This is a genomic window from bacterium (genome assembly GCA_035419245.1).
GTDB lineage: Bacteria > Zhuqueibacterota > Zhuqueibacteria > Residuimicrobiales > Residuimicrobiaceae > JAKPUX01.
This window is the reverse complement of sequence record DAOLSP010000002.1, coordinates 487763-505953: the sequence shown is the minus strand read 5'-3', so window position 1 is coordinate 505953 and position 18191 is coordinate 487763. Positions and strand designations below refer to the sequence as shown.

18 protein-coding genes are annotated in these 18191 nt (G+C 56.3%); 2 read left to right on the top strand and 16 right to left on the bottom strand.

Annotated features, from left to right (window positions below; translation table 11 throughout):
* Positions 1-25 precede the first annotated feature (25 nt).
* The 16 genes from PLH32_05845 to PLH32_05770 form a co-directional block, all read right to left on the bottom strand.
* Positions 26-940, bottom strand: coding sequence for a hypothetical protein (locus PLH32_05845; GenBank protein ID HQJ64120.1), 915 nt, complete (start codon positions 938-940; stop codon positions 26-28).
* 1 nt (position 941) lies between these two features.
* Positions 942-1976 carry an adenosine deaminase gene (add, locus tag PLH32_05840; GenBank protein HQJ64119.1) on the bottom strand — a complete coding sequence of 345 codons (1035 nt, stop codon included), beginning with the start codon at positions 1974-1976 and terminating at the stop codon, positions 942-944.
* A gap of 42 nt (positions 1977-2018) precedes the next feature.
* The gene (locus PLH32_05835) at positions 2019-3224 is read right to left on the bottom strand and encodes an adenosylhomocysteinase (GenBank protein HQJ64118.1); all 1206 of its coding nucleotides are present in this window, start codon (positions 3222-3224) and stop codon (positions 2019-2021) included.
* A gap of 62 nt (positions 3225-3286) precedes the next feature.
* Positions 3287-4303, bottom strand: a complete 1017-nt coding sequence (locus tag PLH32_05830; protein HQJ64117.1) for a YncE family protein — start codon at positions 4301-4303, stop codon at positions 3287-3289.
* A gap of 24 nt (positions 4304-4327) precedes the next feature.
* A complete protein-coding gene (locus PLH32_05825) occupies positions 4328-6523 on the bottom strand; it encodes a TonB-dependent receptor plug domain-containing protein (GenBank protein ID HQJ64116.1) in 2196 nt (731 codons plus the stop codon).
* A 13-nt stretch (positions 6524-6536) separates the two neighbouring features.
* Positions 6537-8408 (bottom strand): TonB-dependent receptor, encoded by a 1872-nt coding sequence (locus PLH32_05820; protein HQJ64115.1) that lies wholly within the window; start codon positions 8406-8408, stop codon positions 6537-6539.
* 2 nt (positions 8409-8410) lie between these two features.
* Positions 8411-9418 (bottom strand): ADP-ribosylglycohydrolase family protein, encoded by a 1008-nt coding sequence (locus PLH32_05815; protein HQJ64114.1) that lies wholly within the window; start codon positions 9416-9418, stop codon positions 8411-8413.
* A 10-nt stretch (positions 9419-9428) separates the two neighbouring features.
* Positions 9429-10247, bottom strand: a complete 819-nt coding sequence (locus PLH32_05810; protein HQJ64113.1) for a hypothetical protein — start codon at positions 10245-10247, stop codon at positions 9429-9431.
* Positions 10248-10258: 11 nt separating this feature from the next.
* Positions 10259-11011, bottom strand: a complete 753-nt coding sequence (locus PLH32_05805) for a GntR family transcriptional regulator (protein ID HQJ64112.1) — start codon at positions 11009-11011, stop codon at positions 10259-10261.
* 10 nt (positions 11012-11021) lie between these two features.
* Positions 11022-12398, bottom strand: coding sequence for a metallophosphoesterase (locus PLH32_05800; GenBank protein ID HQJ64111.1), 1377 nt, complete (start codon positions 12396-12398; stop codon positions 11022-11024).
* A 337-nt stretch (positions 12399-12735) separates the two neighbouring features.
* The gene (locus PLH32_05795; GenBank protein ID HQJ64110.1) at positions 12736-13956 is read right to left on the bottom strand and encodes an ABC transporter permease; all 1221 of its coding nucleotides are present in this window, start codon (positions 13954-13956) and stop codon (positions 12736-12738) included.
* A 3-nt stretch (positions 13957-13959) separates the two neighbouring features.
* On the bottom strand, positions 13960-14715 hold the full coding sequence (locus tag PLH32_05790) for an ABC transporter ATP-binding protein (GenBank protein ID HQJ64109.1): 756 nt from the start codon (positions 14713-14715) through the stop codon (positions 13960-13962).
* Between the two features lie 36 nt (positions 14716-14751).
* Positions 14752-16113, bottom strand: a complete 1362-nt coding sequence (locus PLH32_05785; GenBank protein ID HQJ64108.1) for an efflux RND transporter periplasmic adaptor subunit — start codon at positions 16111-16113, stop codon at positions 14752-14754.
* A gap of 50 nt (positions 16114-16163) precedes the next feature.
* Complete coding sequence (locus PLH32_05780) at positions 16164-16562, bottom strand: hypothetical protein (protein ID HQJ64107.1); 399 nt, start codon at positions 16560-16562, stop codon at positions 16164-16166.
* A 182-nt stretch (positions 16563-16744) separates the two neighbouring features.
* Positions 16745-17377 carry a CAP domain-containing protein gene (locus tag PLH32_05775; protein ID HQJ64106.1) on the bottom strand — a complete coding sequence of 211 codons (633 nt, stop codon included), beginning with the start codon at positions 17375-17377 and terminating at the stop codon, positions 16745-16747.
* Positions 17378-17395: 18 nt separating this feature from the next.
* Complete coding sequence (locus PLH32_05770) at positions 17396-17548, bottom strand: hypothetical protein (protein ID HQJ64105.1); 153 nt, start codon at positions 17546-17548, stop codon at positions 17396-17398.
* A gap of 185 nt (positions 17549-17733) precedes the next feature.
* Between PLH32_05770 and PLH32_05765 the strand changes: the two genes are divergently transcribed.
* Together PLH32_05765 and PLH32_05760 are read left to right on the top strand one after the other, a co-directional pair.
* Positions 17734-17877, top strand: coding sequence for a hypothetical protein (locus tag PLH32_05765; protein HQJ64104.1), 144 nt, complete (start codon positions 17734-17736; stop codon positions 17875-17877).
* 9 nt (positions 17878-17886) lie between these two features.
* Positions 17887-18177: a Smr/MutS family protein gene (locus tag PLH32_05760; GenBank protein ID HQJ64103.1), complete on the top strand. Its 291-nt coding sequence runs from the start codon at positions 17887-17889 to the stop codon at positions 18175-18177.
* Positions 18178-18191: the final 14 nt, after the last annotated feature.

Sequence of the window (18191 nt, the reverse complement as noted above, 5' to 3'; positions counted from 1 at the left end):
ATACAGCCTCTGTCAGATTAAGAAATTACCGGGAAAAATTGGACAGGATCACGGCCACGATGGCCGTACCGATCGTCAGGTACCAGGCGCGGCTGCGCGCCTCGCCGAAAAAGAAGACCGAAGCCAGGCTGCCGCCCAGAATGGTGACCGCCCCGTTCACGGTGAACACCAGGGCCGCCGGGTAACGGGCGCACAGGCTGAGCAGGAACAACCCCGCAATCGAGCCGCAGCCGGCCATCAATCCCACCTTGACCAGATCCAGACCACTGCGCGGTTTGATCTTCTGGAAAGCCACGACCGCGCCGCAAAGCACCGCCATGACCGCATAGAGGATAAAATAGATGTTCGGCAGATAGGCCGCCAGATAGGTCATCTCCCTGCCGGGCACCAGCCGTGTGCTGAGATCCTTGATCGTCAAAAAGACCACACTGTTGGCGATCAGGATCACGAAGAGGATCGAACCATAGATCACCTTGTCCCGCAGGGTCATGGCACGATTCTCGCCGCTGCCCGTGCTGCCGATATTGGCGGCGGCGATCACGCTGGAAATGCCGAACAGCAAGGCGAGCCCCTGGTAGAGCGAAATATTCTCGTGGAAGGCGATGCCGGAATAAATAATCACCACCAGAAAATTAAGGTTGAGCGCGCACCACACCGGGGAGAGCGGCCCTTTTTTCAGGCTGACCTTGGTCAGTTCCATGGCCAGAATTTGTCCACCGGCATTCAGCAGGGCTAGGATAAAAATGAAAAGCGGGATTTCCTGGAGCAATCCCCAATCCATCTGGGCTCCGAAAAAGAGCGCCCCGCAGAGGCCGATGCTGGTCGCGATATGCAGGGGGACGATATTCCTGGACTGCCCGATGCGGAAGGCGATGCCGATCAGGGCAAGGCTCAGTCCCGACAGGGCGGATAAAAGAATCGCTGCAACTGGATTTTCCATCTTATGCTTCCTGGTTAAGATTCACCGGCTGCCAGAAACGGTCGATTAATTGCATTATTCTTTTCTTTTCTTCCGAGGACAAGAATGAAGCTCGTGTCGCATTGATGACCAGCTGCCGTATATCGCTCAGGCTGAACCCAAGCCGGTCATGCAGGAGCTGGTACTCGTTGGTGAGGGTGCTGTTGAACATGGTCGGGTCATCGGAATTGATGGTCACCAGCAGCCCCTCCTGGTACAGTTGCCTGACCGGGTGGTGCGCGAGGTCGTCCACCACTCGGGTCATGAGATTGCTGGTGGGGCATATCTCCAGAGGAATCTGGCGATCGCGCAGTTCCGCCATCAGCTCCGCATCCTGCACGGCGGCGATGCCATGGCCGATCCGTTCGGCATGCAGCAGATCCAGGGCCTCACGGATGGAGCCGGCCCCGGCCGCCTCCCCGGCATGCGCCACGCGATGAAATCCGCTCCGTCCGGCTATCTTAAAAACATCGGCAAAGAGATGCGTCGGGTAGCGGGACTCGTTTCCGCCCAAGCCGATGGCGATGATATGATCGCGGTACGTTTTCACATCATTCAACCGGCTGTCGGCGGTCTGATAACCGTGATCCCGGACCAGATCAGCGATCAGGTAACAGCTGATGCCGAAATCCCGTGTGGCGGCCTGTTTGCCGGCGATGGTGGCCTCGATGATTTCCGGCGCCGCAAGGCCATTGGCCGCAAAATCCCAGGGCGAGAAGAAAGCCTCCACGTGGATCACATTCTGCCGCGACAGGCTGGCCAGGGTCTGGTAGACCGATTGTTCGAAATCCCGGGCCGAACGGAAAAAGCGGTTTTTCCAGAACCAGGTCTCGATAAAATGGTCAAAGTCCCGCAGGATAAAGCGCTGCCGCAGTTCCGCCAGCGAGCGGGGCGCATGCCTGGGGTCATAGGTCTGGATCTGCGCCAGTAGAAATTCCAGGGTAAAGGCGCCTTCCAGGTGGAGGTGCAGCTCCACCTTGGGCATGCACGAAATGAGATTAGCGTTCTTCATCGCCATGTGCAGCGTAACCTAGTCCGGAATTCCGCCGGTTATTTTCCCTTACCGCGGTGTGTCGATGGCAATCCCATCCGCCTGCATTCTGGCGCGGATGATGGTTTCATCGATGCTCTGGGGCACGGGATAAAATTTCGCTTCCAGCCCGTCCGAGGAGAGTACGTAATGAACCGACGCCAGCTGCAGCCCAAAGCTGAGATCGAGAATTTCCACTGGATGGCCGAGGCCGCCGGCTATATTGATGATTCCGCCTTGAGCCAGCAGATAGATATGGTGATGATTGGGCAGCTCATATTCCTCGATTTCCTCGCGCACCAGTTTTTTGGCGGGAATATGCTGTTCCAGCTCCGGCACATCGATCTCGAAATCGAAATGGCCGGCATTGGCCAGCATCGCGCCATCCTTCATCTTGACCATGTGCTCGAAGCGCAGGACGGAGCGCTCACCTGTGGCGGTAATGAAAAAATCCCCCAGTCCGGCGGCATCCGCGATGGGCATCACGCGGAAGCCATCCATGCGCGCTTCCATGGCTTTCCATGGATTGATCTCGGTCACAATCACCTCAGCGCCGAGCCCGTTGGCGCGGATGGCCAGTCCCCTGCCGACCCAGCCGTACCCGATAATGACGACGACTTTGCCGGTAACGCTGAGATTGGTCAGGTGGGTGATCGCTGTCCATGTGGATTGCCCGGTGCCATAGCGGTTATCGAACAGATACTTGGACAGGGCATCATTGATGCCGATGACCGGGTAGCGCAGGGTACCCGCCTGGTCCAGCTTTTTGGCCCGGTTCACCCCGGTGGTCGTTTCTTCGCAGATGCCCTTCAGGTTGACGGCAAATTCCGGATTTGCATGCAGGAACTCGCAGATATCCCCGCCGTCATCCACAATGACATGGGGTTTTGCCGCGGTGATCGCCCGGATAAAGGAGTGATATTCCTCCATCGAGGCGCCGTGCCGGGCAAAGACATGGACGCCGCTCCGAGCCAGGGCGGCGCAGACATCATCCTTGGTGGAAAGCGGATTGCTGCTGGTAATCCAGACTTCGGCCCCCAGACGGTGCAGCGTCTGGGCCAGATAGGCGGTTTTCGCTTCCAGATGAATGCATATCGCAATAGTCTTACCCTTGAAAACGCCCTCTGATGCGAACCTTCCGGCCATCTGGTTGACTACCTTCATCCATTTGGCCACCCAGTCAATTTTGATCTGCCCCAGGGGAGCCAGGGTAATATCCTGAACCTGATACTCCATCGTGCGAACTCCTATGCCAGATAAATAAAAAGGGGATAGAACTATCCCCTTTTGCATGTCCGTTAGTCGATTTTCTGCGCCAACGCGGCCGGGCTGTCGCCCACATTGTAGGTAGCGAGAATCGTCCCGTCGGTTTTGGCCTTAACAACCTGATCATCGTCCCAAACGCTGAGCCAGATATGCTCGTCGGTGTCCACCAGAATGCCGGAACCGCCTTTGCCCAGCCACATGCTGGCCGGCCCGTTCACCACCGCATAGGTGGAGGTATTATAGACCAGCGCACCCGCGCCCCATACGGAGAGGAAACCGAGTTTTGCATCCGGAGCCAGCGCGATCAAACCCGGCGAGCCGCCGATATTCACGGTTTGTACAACCGTATCGGTGGCAGGATCGATCACACTGACTACCCCGGGGATGGCGCCATAATCACCTGTGCAGGATACATGCAGTTTGCCATCCTTGGCCACGGCAATCGACTGCGGATTGGTCCCGACCTTGATGGTTCTCAGGGAATCACCGGTGGCCGCATTGATAACCGTCACCGTGCCGGTCAGGTAGGGATTCCCCCAGCCGGCGTATCCGGTATTGGTTACATAGACCTTGCTATTGGCGATTTCGATGCCGGTCGCGCCGACGCCCGCCTTGATGGTTTTCACCACCGTATTGTTGGTCATATCCACGCGCAGGACTTCATTCGACATCGAGCAGGCGACATAGGCATACTGGTTATTGTAAAAAACCATGTTCATCGGGTTCTTGCCGGTGCCAAGGGCGACAGGGGGTTGGGCTTGCCAGTTGTTGACGTCGAATTTCATGATGTTGTTGGAGCCGGAATTGACACAGTAGAGATAGCCATTCCGGTAAACCAGCTGATTGGGCCAGGTGCCCACCGTCTGAACATTGTTATAGACCTTGTCTTCTGTGAGATCGATCACCGAGATGCTGGTGGCGGCAGAGTTAAGCACATAGATCGCCTTGGACACTGCCGGCGTCTTGGGTTTGGTCGGTTCATCCTCGCAGGCCGAAATCAGGAACGATAACGCCGGCAGGATGAGCAAGAAAGCGGATAGCCGTCTCATAACCACTCCTTTTAGGTTAGTTAACTATTGGTTTATTATTAGCTTTGCCGAGAAACGATATTCACGTCCCGGCATCGGCATATTTTTGATGGTTCGATAATCCGTGTTAAAAAGATTGCGCACCTGCAGGGAAGTATTCAAACCAAGATGGTCGATGCGCCAGTTATACGAACACCCCACGGTGGAGAGGGTATACGGTTCAAGTGAATTCTCCCAATAGTTCGTTTTGTCAGCAAACCGCCGGCTGATGAACTGAAACTGGTAATTGACAGAAAACGCATCCAGGGTAAAATCGGAAAAGAGGTTCAAGGTATGTTTGGGGCGATACACCAGGAGTTTGTTTTTTTCCAGGGCGTTACCCGAGAGGTTACGCGCATCCAGATAGGTGTAATTGCCGCCAAGCTGCCAGTATCTTTTGACAGGGCTGAAGGAAATCGAGTTTTCCACTCCGCGGATCAGCGACCGGTCCACATTATCGGGCATCCACAGCGCCTGATCATTTTGCGCCCAGATGATCAGGTCCACCATGCGATTTTGAAAATAGGTGGACTCCAGCGAGATGCCATTCAGAAGCGGAATCTGCAGCCGGAGGCCGCTGTCCCAGTCGTAGCCGTGTTCCGGCTTCAATGCGCTGTTGCCCTTGGTCCAGGCATCTTCCGGCCAGTAGAGATCATTGAAAGTCGGCGCCCGGTAGCTGTAGCCGATATTGCCCTTGATGGAGGTCTTCCAGTTTTCGCCGATGTTGATCACCACGCCGGCTTTGGGTGAAAAATTATCCGAATAATCCGAATTGTTGTCGTAGCGCAGTGATGGCACGAGCACCACCGACTTGAGCCAGCGCCGGTCGATGCGGAAGGTGCTCTGATTCAGCAAAAACAGATAGTAGTTCAAGCGCTGCCTGTCCGTACCCGCTTCATAATCGGTCATATAATCGATGCGGAAGCCAAGGCCGTAGGTCAGGGAGCAATAGGTTTTAAGTATGCTCTCCATCTGGAGTTCCGAACCGGCGGTTTTGGCCCGGAATTCCGACCGTATCGGCGTCAGGCTTTCATCATTCTTGTATTTATTCCAGTTATCATAGTAATAGGTCTGGATGCGCAGGTCATTCAGATAGTTGAATACCTTGCTGGTGAACAACAGGTTGAAGAGACGATTGCTGTCCCATTGACGGGCATGATAGTAATAGGGCTCGATTGTGCCCGGCGCTCCCCGCTCGGCATCGTACCATTTAAAGCTTAAATCAAGTTTGCGGTTGGATTCGACACGGCCGAAATTCCGGACAACTTTGGCATAGAAATCCTTCGAAAACACATCCGCATTTTTCCGGGTCCGGGAGACGCCATAGTTGTCCTGGTAGGGGAAATCGCCTTTGGAAGAGAGGATATCGATGGAGGACTGCACCTGCCATTGGTTGTAAAGGTATTTGAAAAAGGACTCCACACCATAGGTCTGGAAGGAAGCGCCGGTCATTTTGACAGACCCTGAGGCGCCGGGTTTGCTATGGCTGCCGTCATCGGTGATCAGATTGATGACGCCGCCGACGGCATCGGCGCCGTAGAGGGCCGAGTTCCCGCCGCGCACCACTTCAATCTGTTTGATGCCTTCCAGAGGGATCTGCCCCAGATCGACCTGGCCGGTCTGGGGGTTATTGATGCGTTGTCCGTCGAGCAGCACCAGCACCTGCTCGGAGCTGGAGCCGCGCAGGGAGACGGTCTTCATGCCGGCCAGACCGCCATAATCCTTGATGGTAATGCCCTGGGTGCTCTGCAGCGCCTCTGCCGCGTTGCTGGATAAGCGGGCCTCCATCTCTTTGGCATTGACGATATTCACGGAGGCTGGGACCTCCGAAGCAAGCGAGACGCCGCGGGTTGCCGTCACCGTAATCGGATCATTAAAATGGTACAGCGTCGGTTTCAGCTTGATCTGGAGCGCCAGCGTCGTACCGTCATTTACCCGGACCGTTCTCGAATCATCGAGATAGCCCACATATTCGACCACCAGGATATACTCGCCGGCCGGTATCTGATCGATCAGAAAACCGCCCTGTTTGTCCGTCACACAGCCCACATGGGTGTTTTTCAGATAGACATTGGCCGCGGGCAGAGGTTCGTTCGTGGCTTCATTGCAGACCGTCCCCTTTATCTGCCCTGTGCCGGCCGATACCACAGCCGGCAGGACAAAAAACAAAACGAACAGTATGGGTATAATTCTGATTTTCATTATCTTGCTTTACTTAAAAATTGGCACCCAAAGAAATCTTGAACATCCGCCCGGGTTCAGCCGTCCCCAACACCTGCATAAAGCTTTCATCCGTCAAATTGCTCATTTCAAAAATAGTGACCCACTGCAGGTTACTGAAACCGAATTTGTAGGTCAGATTGGTATCGATGGTATGATAGGCCGGAAGCCAATTGGTATTGGCCGCATTGGTAAAACGCAAGCCTTTATAATGATAAATCGTATTCCATTCCATCTTCCAGAGCCGCAGCGTGCCGGTGAGATCCAGTTTGTTTTTGGGACGGTAGATGATATAGCGGTTATGCCGGCTGGGATCCGGCCCCTTGTCCAAGGCTTTCATGTAGGTGTATTCGGAATTCAATGAAATCATGCGGTTCCATAAATCCAGATTCATGGAGGTCTCAATACCGTAGGTATTTGATTTCGAAATATTTTTCGGCGTCCAGAGATTATTCAAGGCCGGGTCCTGTTCCCAGAGAATCAGGTTATTGATATCATTTCTGAAATAATTGGCTGCAAGGGACAAGGCTTTATAATTGGAGGAGATCCCGATGTCATAATTGAAGCCGTCTTCCGGGACCAGATCCGGATTACCGACGGCAAAGGCATCCTGCGGCCAGTACAAGTCATTGAAGGAAGGCGCCTTATACGATTGGGCGACATGCCCCGTCAGCGAAACAGCAACCTCGCCCTTGTGGGACAGCGACGCACTGAACCTCGGACTGGTAGCGGACCGGAAATCGGTCGGCGCATCATAGCGTGCCGCTATCGAGGCTTCAAGAGCGGTCAGATAAAGCCAGCCGGGAAGCTCGGTATGACCGGTGAGGGCGATATGCCCGCTGTTGGTGTTGCGCTGCTTTTTGCCCACATCCGTGCTTCTGATGCGATCGTTGCGGAAGGAATAGCCGTAGTCCAGAGAGAGGTTCGCACCGAGTGAACCGGACTGGGATAATTCGAGTCCCAGCGCGTAGTTATTGTGATCGCTGTGCACGGCACCGCCAAAGGCATCCGGATTATCAAATTTAGTCTCCAGATCCAGGTAATAACTTTGCGCTTTGAGCGAAAAATCCTTGAATGTTTTCTTGTTGTCGTAGGTCAGGTTATAGGACCGGTTGTCCAGGCGCAAACGGGCCTTGGGGGTGAGATTATCAATCATGCCGGGTGTGCCGTTATCCGCATAGTACCAGTTCGCCGAGGTGCTGAGCTGCTGATTCTGATCGAGACTGTAGCCGACCTTCCCGAAGATATTATGGGAGGATTGTTTATTGTTGATCAGGGTTTGCCTGACGCCGTAATAGTCGTCGTAGGTAAAATTGCCATCCCAGGTCTCGCGCTGGTAAGAGACAAAGGAGTTGAGATTCTTCTTACCATACGATTCGGTGACATTATAGATTTGCCGGTTGTATGAGCCGAAAGATCCTTTGGCACTGAGGTTCAAGGCTTTCTGACTCTCCTCCTGGCCTTTCGTGGTGATCAGGATCACGCCGCCCACGGCATCCGCGCCGTATTGGGCCGAGCGTCCGCCGCGCAGCAGTTCGATTTTCTCCACATTCTGAATCGGCAAGGAGGCAATATTGACGCTGGTTGAGCCCGGGGTGTTCAACCGCTGTCCATCCATGATAACGACGACCTTGGATGCACTGACGTCCCGCAGCGAAATCTCGCCCTCGGCGTTGATGTAAACGCCGGAAATCGTCTGCAGCGCATCGCCGACGTTCTCGCAATTGTTTTTGATAAAATCTTCTTTAGTCAAAGCAACTTCTGAGGTCGATTTTTCTTTCTCTTTCGCATCCTGACTCTGGGCGTTGCTGAGGATTGCCACCATGATCAGGATCCCGAACCAAAGGCAGAAGGATTTGCGAATCATAGTTACTCCTTACCCGTAATGAGGTGGTAAAGCTGTCCTGTATACCAGTCAAAATCAATGTTATTGGTCCCACTCAACTGCTCAACCCAGTCGTCGGGGAAGGCGTCAATTCCCTTTATCGCGCCGCATATGCCACCGGTGATGGCGCCGATGGTATCGCAGTCTCCCCCTAGATTGGCGGCGGCAATCACGCCCTGCACCGGATCGCCGTCGACGAGTCTGGTCAAGGCCAGACAGGTTGGAACGGTCTCTGAAATCTGTACGCCGGCCCCGATGACCCGGTAGAGCCTGCTCATCGCTTCAGCGCGATCTTGGGCCCGGGTGACAATATCCAGCGCCAGATTGGCCCGGTCATGAATGGAGGCGCTGTACCAGATATTTCCCAGCTTCATCGCCGGTTCGATGATCTCGATTGAACTTTTGATCAGGGTCTCGACATCCTGCTCCCCCTGCAACGCCAAACCGATGGCCATGGCGACCGCGGCTGCGCCGGCGATGGCAATATTGGTGTTATGGGTCGGGATGCAGACCCGTCTGACCAGATCCAGGGTTTTATCCCGGTTCCCGAAACCCAGAAGCCCTACCGGAGCGATGCGCATCACCGCGCCGTTGGTATCTCCGGCCCGGCCCGCTTCATAGATAGATTTTCCTGACTTGATGGCATACAAGGCCCTGAGCGAGCTGGGGCCGACCGCCATGGAGTCGAAAGCACGGATTTCCTCTCCCCACCGGATCAGGCGTTGCGCGATATCTTCCGGATAGATATCGCCTTTGGCGATGATCGAGTCGGCAATCAGGAGGGTTTGCTGGGTATCATCGGTCACCGTAGCGGCGGCCATGCCATGATGCAGAAGGTGGCCGGGTGGTGCGGGCAGAAAGGTATCAATGTGGCCGAAGGTATTCTGTATCGTTTCCGGACTCATCATCGAAGAGGGCATACCCATGGCATCGCCCGCGGCGACCCCAACCAGGCATCCCTTGATCCGTTTTTGAAGCACATCCAATGGCATAGAGGCGGTCTCAGTTAGGTAGGCTCATTTTTCCCAGCAGGGTGACCGGGGCGTGAATTATCCCTGACAGCTTTTCTACGACGCTGTTCTGGCATGAAGCAATAACGCAGGTGGAAGGACCCGCCGATTTCTGAAAACTCAACGGGCAGTGAACGTCCCTTATAAAGTGTAACCCGGCATCCCTGGCCATGGCCTCCGCCTCATAGCCGATGCCATGGCTTCCCACCGGGAGGATATCATGAACGCTGCTGATGCCCAGTACCACCTCAAGATCGGTTTGCTGGATGATTTCGGGATCATCCGTCCGGACGCGATCCTCGGGGGCGGATTTGGGCAAACCCAGGCACACGACGCTATCATCCGGCTGCGACGATCCCGGCCGGAACTCATTGGCCCGAACCAGCCCGATGATGGTGGTCCCCACGCCGGTCATCCTCGTCGGCACATTATCCTCGGTGCTGCCTGACAGATGAAAGTCCTCGCCGTAACCAGCCAATTTCAATTCATCCCGGATGCCGCGGACAATCTCAGCGCCGATGCCTTCCATCTTCATGGTCAGCATATCATAAGCGGCCAAGGGAATCGCGCCCGAACATAGGATTTCCAGCAGCGGCACGCGGATGGCAAGCCGGCCTAAATCATAGGCCGGGCAATAAACGGTATCCGCCTCCATCGGGCCGATACCCCCATCCGAATCCACCGCAACAATCAATGAGTAGTGCTGATCCAGGTGAATTCTGGTCAAATCCCGGACGGAATGGATCCGCCCCAGATCCGACCGCCGCGATTTCAGCAGTGTATAAAGATCGTCCAGATTGAAAGAGGACACAACGGCTCCCGTCACTTTAATTCCGGCGATAATTCGATATAGAATTTTCCGGTATCACCCCTGAGAATGGTTTTGACAAATTCCAGAATTTCCCCTGAGGTGATCCGGGTAATCCGTTCCAGCAGGAACACCGCATCGCCCTCCTTGATACTCAGGTGTCTGGCTTCGTATTCCGTAGCCTTCACCGCCTGCAAGGTTTCCTGGGCATCCTTGATGGTCAAACCATAGTCCTTTTTGATCGTCTCAAACAGCGATTCTTCTTCGAAGTTTTTTGCGATCAGGCCAGGCACCAGGCCCACCGGCAGATACGAGGTCTGCAGCGAGATGGGTTCGCTGTCCACATAGCGGATGCGCTGGATACTGTAAAATTTGGTATCGGCGGCCGTTTGCAGCATCTTGGAAATGAGGCTGTGCGCCTGAATTTCTTCCGCGCAAATCAGTTTGCTGTGCACTTTTTTATTCAAGCCGAGCATTTCAGCGGAGAAACTGAACGCCGCAACCACGCTGTAGGTGATCGTTTTATTGGCGACGAAGGTGCCTTTGCCCTGAATTCTCCGCGCCATGCCCCGGTCGACCAGGTGCTGCAATGCACGCTGGGCCGTTGCACGGCTGATGCCCAGCGAATCCTTCAATTCATTTTCCGACGGAAGCTTTTCATCCGGCTTGTATACCCCCTGTTCGATGAGGTTTTCCAGAACTTCCTGTAGCTGATAATAGTACGGAATGATGCTGGATTTGTCCAGGTTGAAAAGAGATTCATGCATGGTATTCCGCTCAGTTAATGCTATAGGTAATGGTCCGTTTTACCCGGCGTACCCGGTCATCCTGGAAACTGACGAAGACATTCAGCGTGATGCTCTTCAGGTCATGCCTGATTTGCGGCCGGAGATCAGCAGCCCAAACCGGTTTGCTTTTATCCCACTTGCCGACATTCGAATAATTGGCCCAACCCATGCCAAGCCCGGGTTTCAATTCCAGTTTTGCACGGCCATCCACCGGCGCCGGGCCGATATTCCATCGGGTCGCCCCAATCAGAGTCGTATCGTATTCAATAGCGATGGTAATCGGGACATCAACCGGATTCGCTATCGATTCCAGTCCGATCCCATGCAGTAACGTGAGCTTGTCGCCATTCTTGTCAAATAATCTTCCCTGCCGCAGGACCATATTTTCATCCTGCCACAAGCCATCCAGCATGCATTCGATGGCCTGGATCCGATCCATGCTTCTTCTTGAGGGAACGCTGATAACGCTGTCCGATTTGACGGATCTGACGACGAACCCTGGCTGCTTCCTCTCAAAGAGCGTCATCAGGCCGTAGACGAAAGCTCCCCCGCTATTGGGATCGGTGTCATTGATCACTCCGCCAGTGGAACCCATAACGCAATAGCGGATGCCATCCAGGATACCATCATCCTGGGAATAGTGAAAGTGGCCGGCAATGACCGCCTTTACCGGATATCGGCGCAGCAATTCATGAATCCGGTACCAATTGGACCAGACATACCAATGCGGATGATGGAGGATAACGACGATCCCCTTGGAATCTTTATGGGTATCCAACTCCGTTTTCAGCCAGCTCATCTGGCGGTCTGAAATGGAATTCAGGAAAATGGATCCCCAGCGGGGGTCGGTGTGCAGATTTTCAAGACTGTAAAGAAAAATGAAATGATACCCCTTGATGGAGACCCCGTAATAGGGCAGCGAATCGACGGGGAGTCCCTGCAGATGCGCCAGTCTGAATGCCCATTCCTCGCGCGAATGATCGGCGGAGAGGGGTTGATACTCAGGTGGGACGACGTCATGATCGCCGAACGCCAGGAACCACGGCCGATTCAGTTTGTTCATAATCGAGGCAGCTGTCAGCCAGTTTTTCTGATAATCCTCGAAGGAATGAATGTTGCGCACGCTCTCCACCATGTCCCCGACATGAACCACGACATCCGGCTGTTCCCGCTGCAAGCGCAAAACCGCCTTGTCCATCACCGCATAAGCGGAGTCGGCAGTCGCCGCGCCAAACTGGTCGCCAATCAAGCCGACCTTGACCGGAGCATCGCAGGAAACCAGAAAGCAGGTCATGAGCAGCAGCACCAGGAACCGGTGCGGCCGGTTGAGACCATCCGAGAGCAAAAGATGCACGGTGGCTTTCATTTCTTGTGCATTTGACCGGTTGTCCATACAACTACGTTGCAGAGCGCGAATTTTCATGTCCAGACGACATGAACGAAAAAGGGACTACTTTATACGGACCAGGTTAAAACAGGTCGGGGAGGGTCATCCGCTGAAACCCGGATGTCAGACCGTTGGGGACAGTATGTAATAAAAGCGATTGTGCTCATCGTAAGGATCCTGCAATCCAGCAGCTCAGAAATCAACTCCGGAGAAGGCGTCGTGCCAAACTCTAACACAGTATATGGCAAATTATGGAAATGTGCAAGGAGAAAGTGAACTATTTTATACTATCCGGCGCCGCCACCCCATCCCGCGCTCACTCATAACGGAGCGCATCGATGGGATTGAGACCGGCGGCCTTGCGCGCGGGATAAAAGCCGAAAAATACCCCCACAGCCGCGGAAAAGAGGACCGAAATCAACACAATCTCGGGGCTGATCACGGTATAATACGAGGTGAACTGATTGAGCAGCTTGCAGAGGATGACCGACAGCAGGATGCCGATCAAACCGCCGCTCAGGCTCAGCACAACCGCTTCGGAAAGAAACTGGGTGAGGATGTCGCTGCTGCGCGCGCCCACCGACATGCGGATGCCGATCTCCCGGGTGCGTTCGGTCACCGAGACCAGCATGATGTTCATGATGCCGATCCCGCCGACGATCAGCGAGACGCCCGCCACCGCCGCGAGCAACATGGTCATGACCTTGGAAGCCGCGGAGGCTGCCTCGGTGATCTCCGCCTGGGTGCGGACAACGAAATCATCCTCCTCGCCCGGCTCGATGTGATGCGCCGACCGCAGCAAAGCCGCCATCTCGGCCTGGGCCTGGGCTACCACGGCGCCCGATTTGGCGCTGGCGTTGATCATGTTGATATTCTGCCCGCCCCGCAGCCGGTAAAGAACTGTCGTGGACGGCGCGAGAATGACATCATCCTGATCCGCTCCGGCAGCCGACTGGCCTTTGCTGCGCAGGACCCCGACCACCGTGAAAGGGGTGTTGCGGATGCGCACCTTCTGGCCGACCGGATCCTGATCGCCATAGAGCGCCTCGGCGACCGTATTGCCGAGAAGGCAGACCTTGCGGCGTGACCGGTCGTCGCGGTCGCTGAAGAAGTCGCCTGACTTGACCTGCCAGTTGCGGATGGTGAAATAGTCTGGCGTCACCCCGAAGACGGTCGTGCTCCAGTTCTTGCCGCCGCCGATGATCTGGCCTCCCGAGGTGACCACCGGGGAGACCGCGGCGATATATTGGGCGCTCTGTCGGATCTTCTCCACATCGGCGAAGGTGAAGCGGTTGAAACTGCCGGCGCCGCGGCTGACTCCGCCCATACGGCTGGAGGCGGGAAAGGCGATGATCAGGTCGGTCCCGAGCATATTCATCGTCCGGGCGATCTGGGCTTGCGAGCCCTCGCCGATGGCCACCATGATGATCACCGCGCTGACACCGATGATGATGCCCAGAGAGGTCAGAAGGCTGCGCATGCGGTTTTTCGTCAGGCTGCGCAAGGCGGTGCGGATCAGATTTCTCAGCTGCAACATGGGTTACTCCTCCTCCGGGACGGCGGGCGCCAGGCGCAAGGTCTCGAGTTCACCCGCAGCATCGCGGGACGCCGCGTGGGGCGCATCACGACGGATGAGCCCGTCCTGCATCTCGACGATGCGATGAGCATGCGCGGCGATATCCGCCTCGTGGGTCACCAGGATGATGGTGATGCCCTGGCGGTTGAGCGCCTGGAAGACCGCCATGATCTCGATGGAGGTCCGGCTGTCGAGGTTGCCGGTCGGCTCGTCGGCGAGGATGATGGCCGGCCGGTTCACCAGGGCGCGGGCGATGGCGACGCGCTGCTGCTGGCCGCCGGAGAGCTGATTGGGCTCATGATGGATGCGATCGCCCAGCCCGACCATCCTGAGCGCGTCGAGAGCGGCCTGGCGGTGATCGGGGATGCGATGGGTGCGGTCGTAAAGGAGGGGCAGCTCGACGTTTTCGAGAGCTGAGGTGCGCGGCAGCAGGTTGAACCCCTGAAAGACGAAGCCGATATTCTGGTTGCGGATTTCCGCATAGGCATTGCGGGAGAGTTCGCTGATCCGCCGGCCGTTGAGATAGTACTCTCCGGAGCTGGGGGCATCGAGGCAGCCTAGGAGATTCATGAGCGTGGATTTGCCCGAACCGGACGCTCCCATGATCGCCAGGAATTCGCCCCGGTTGATGACGAGATCGACACCGCGCAGGGCGTGCACGGCGATATCGCCGATCTGATAGGTCTTTTTCAGATGCCGGGTTTCAATGACCGTCTGCATGCCTCTCCTCGCTGTCTGCTTGATCCAGGCTACCCTCTAGAAGGGCCGTCCGCCCATGCCCGGTCCCATAGCCGGCGTTCGGGTCGTCTGCACCCGGGGCTTGCCGGAGCTGCTCTCCACCAGGCCGCTGATGACCTTCATCCCCTCCCGTATGCGCCGGCCGCGTACGATCTCCGTCGATTTGCCATCACTGGCACCGGTCTGGATCATGGCCATGGCCAGATTGCCCTTCTCATCGAGAAAATAGAGCCGGCCCATATCTTTGGGCAGGGAGCCGTTGCGCATGAATCCGCCGCCGGGCATGCCCGGAGCGCCACCTTCGCGCGCCAAGCCGCCTGGCATGCCATTTCCGCCGCCTTCCGTGCGGGCGCCTCCTCCCGCGGCGTTGTCGCCTCCCACATTCCAGCGCATGCGACCGCGCAGGGAATCGGGCATGCCGGCAGCGAGCGCCTCCCGGTTTTTGCGGATCTGCTGCAGCATGGCATCGGTGGGTTTGAAATTGAGGGCGGCATTGGGCACCAGCAGCACATCCTGGCGGTCTTGGACAATAAAGTCGAGGGTGGCGGTCATCCCCGGCAGCAGGAGATTGTCCACGTTATCGGCATCGACTACCACCGTATAGTTCACCACATTCTGGACGGTCTCAGGCTGCAAACGGATCTGCCGGACGGTGCCGGTGAAGGTCTTGTCCGCGTAGGCGGGCACCTGGAACTGCACCATCTGGCCTTCCCGGATCGAGCCGATATCGCTCTCATCGACGGCGGCGTGGATCTCCATCTTGTTCAGATTCCCGGCGATGATGAAAAGCACCGGCGCCTGAAGGCTGGCGGCGACCGTCTGGCCCGCCTCGACATTGCGGCTGATCACAGTCCCATCGATGGGTGAGCGGATCACCGCGAATTTTAAATTGCGCTCGGCGCGGACGAGGTTGGCCTGGGCGGATTTCAGATTGGCGACCTGCGCGGCGTAGTTGACCTTGTAAGGCAGATACTCCGCCTCCGAAATCAGCTTCTTCTCATAGACCGTCTTGTTGCGTTCGAAATCCGCCCGGGCCTGTTCCAGCTGGGCGCTGACCTTCTCCAGATTGGCTTGAGCGTCGAGTACGGCCGCCTTGAGAAGGACGGTATCCAGCACCGCGAGGAGCTGTCCCTTGTGGACCACTTGATTGAAATCGGTATAAATGCGGTCGATGGTCCCGCTCACCTGGGTGCCCACCTCAACCTTGCTGACCGGCTCGATGGTCCCGGTGCTGCTGATGGTATTCTGGACATTGCCGCGCGTAATCTCAACGAACTGGTATTCAACCTTGCCGCTGGAAGGCTTGCGCGACAGAATCGCCGCCAGCCCCCCCAGGATCACCAGCAGTGCGATGAGGAGGAGCATTTTTCTCTGTTTCATACAAGTTACCCGTTCAGGAATCCGTTATGGACAGCTCCCTGCAGTTTTGGTTATTTGGCAGGCGGAGGATTGTCAGCGCCGTGCCGGCCGCGGCCCTGACGCCATTTGGCACGTTCCTCGATCATCTTTTTGTATTCCGCCTTTTGGGTATCATTCAGCACGGCGAGGATCTTTTCATCGTACTTTTTGCGGAGGGCCTGCATTTTCTCCCGCATGGATTCGCGGTCACCTTGATTCTGGTCCCGGAGCGTCTGCATCTCTTTTTGCTGATCGGTGAGAATCGCTTTGATGGTCTTGCTCTGCTCGGTTGTCAGTTTGAGATCCTGTTCGAGCCGCTTGAGTTGTTCATCCACGCTCCAGCGCGGCGGCTGTGCCGGCGCGGCCATGGCGGCAAGCAGAATCACGGCGGATCCGAGCATCAAGCTTGCAATCCATTGGTTTCTTTTCATACACTTCCTCTCTTTCTCGAATGCCCGGATCGCCGGATGCGAGCCGGGTTACCTCCCCCCCGGTGGTATCGAATCGGGGTTGTCCATCAATAAAACGCAGCACGGGAAAATATGTTCTTAAGAAAAATCAAGAGGGGGAGGATGAAAGCCGATTCTGCCGGGACCGACGCGCGAAAGGAGGGTCACCACGCCTTTTCGCCGATGACATTGCCGGCGGGGGCATAGTTGCAGACGATGATCACCTCGCCATTGCAGAGCGCCTGGCCGCAGCCAACCTTTTTGGTCGATTTCCAGACGAGCTGGGTATAGTGGCCGAACTCATGGTAGTTGGCCTCGTTGAGAGTCTGGCCCTGATAAAACCGTTTTTCACTGATCCACGAGTCCACAGCCTCCCCAGCGCCGTAATAACCGGCCGTGCCCATGAAGAGGTTTTCCCCGTATTTCTCTTTCCAGGGGCCGCTTTCCGGCCGGTGCTCGAAGCGGCAGCCCGCCGCCGCGAGATGATCCGCCCACTCCTGGGCGTAGCGAGCGAGATCCTGCGACCAGATCAGGGGACGGGCGCCCACGGCCGCGCGCGCCTGGTTGTGACGCTGAAGGATCAGCTCGACCTCCACTGCCGAAAAAGCCGACCCGCTCGTTGCCGATGGGGCGCCCTCCGCCGGTTTTTTGCTGGAGATCATTTCCGACGGGGCGTTGTTTTCGCCTGCGATCAGTGAACCGTTGACCACGGCCGGCGCGGTGTCCGGAGAACGATATTCATGCAGCCCGATAAAGATCAGCACGAGAAGCACAACTGCCAGGATTATTTTTTTCATGATATCCACTCCAGAGTTTTATTCTCCCGGCAGGGCCTGAATGGAGTGCAGGATGGCCCGGCCGATCGACTCGCGTTTAGGGGCATCCGCGCCGTCGCCGGGCATATCGATGTTGAGGGCGAAGAAAACGGCGCCGTCCGGACGCTCGACCCAGCCGACCCACCAGCCCACCTTCTCCTCCACCCGGCAGGACTCAGATTTCAGGGCATATCAGGGGTCTATTACCGATATGTTACTCTTTTCGGCGATTCCATGCAATCTTTTTTTGCAAGCGTGGCACCCTGAAGAGTATTGACTTTGATGCGGCGATTGGCTATTATAGGTCTGCAGCAATCATGACGGTTACGGAGATTAGCATGGAAAGTATACCACTGGACTGGCTCGAAGGGATCGCCGGAGCGATAGTGGTTTGTGATTTTTCGGGGCTGACCGCATTCTCCCTTGAGATCCCCGGAGAGATGCGCCACATTGTCCGCAGCGCTGCGGCGAACCAGGCTTGAGGGCGCGTGATGAAAGAACCCGACCCCATCCCGATCCCGATTGAGGGGGCCCTGGATCTCCACACCTTTGCGCCGAGAGAGGTAAAGGAATTGGTCCCTGAATACCTGACTGCCTGCCGCGAGCAGGGGATCCTCGAGGTGCGCATTATCCACGGCAAGGGGACGGGGGCGCTGCGCGAGACGGTGCATGCCGTGCTGCGGCGGCTGGCGTGGGTGCGCCATTTCCAGCTTGCCGGTGAGGAGCGCGGCGGCTGGGGCGCGACGATCGTCGTGCTGGCGCCGCTGGAAGAATCTGAATAACCCAAAACGGGAGT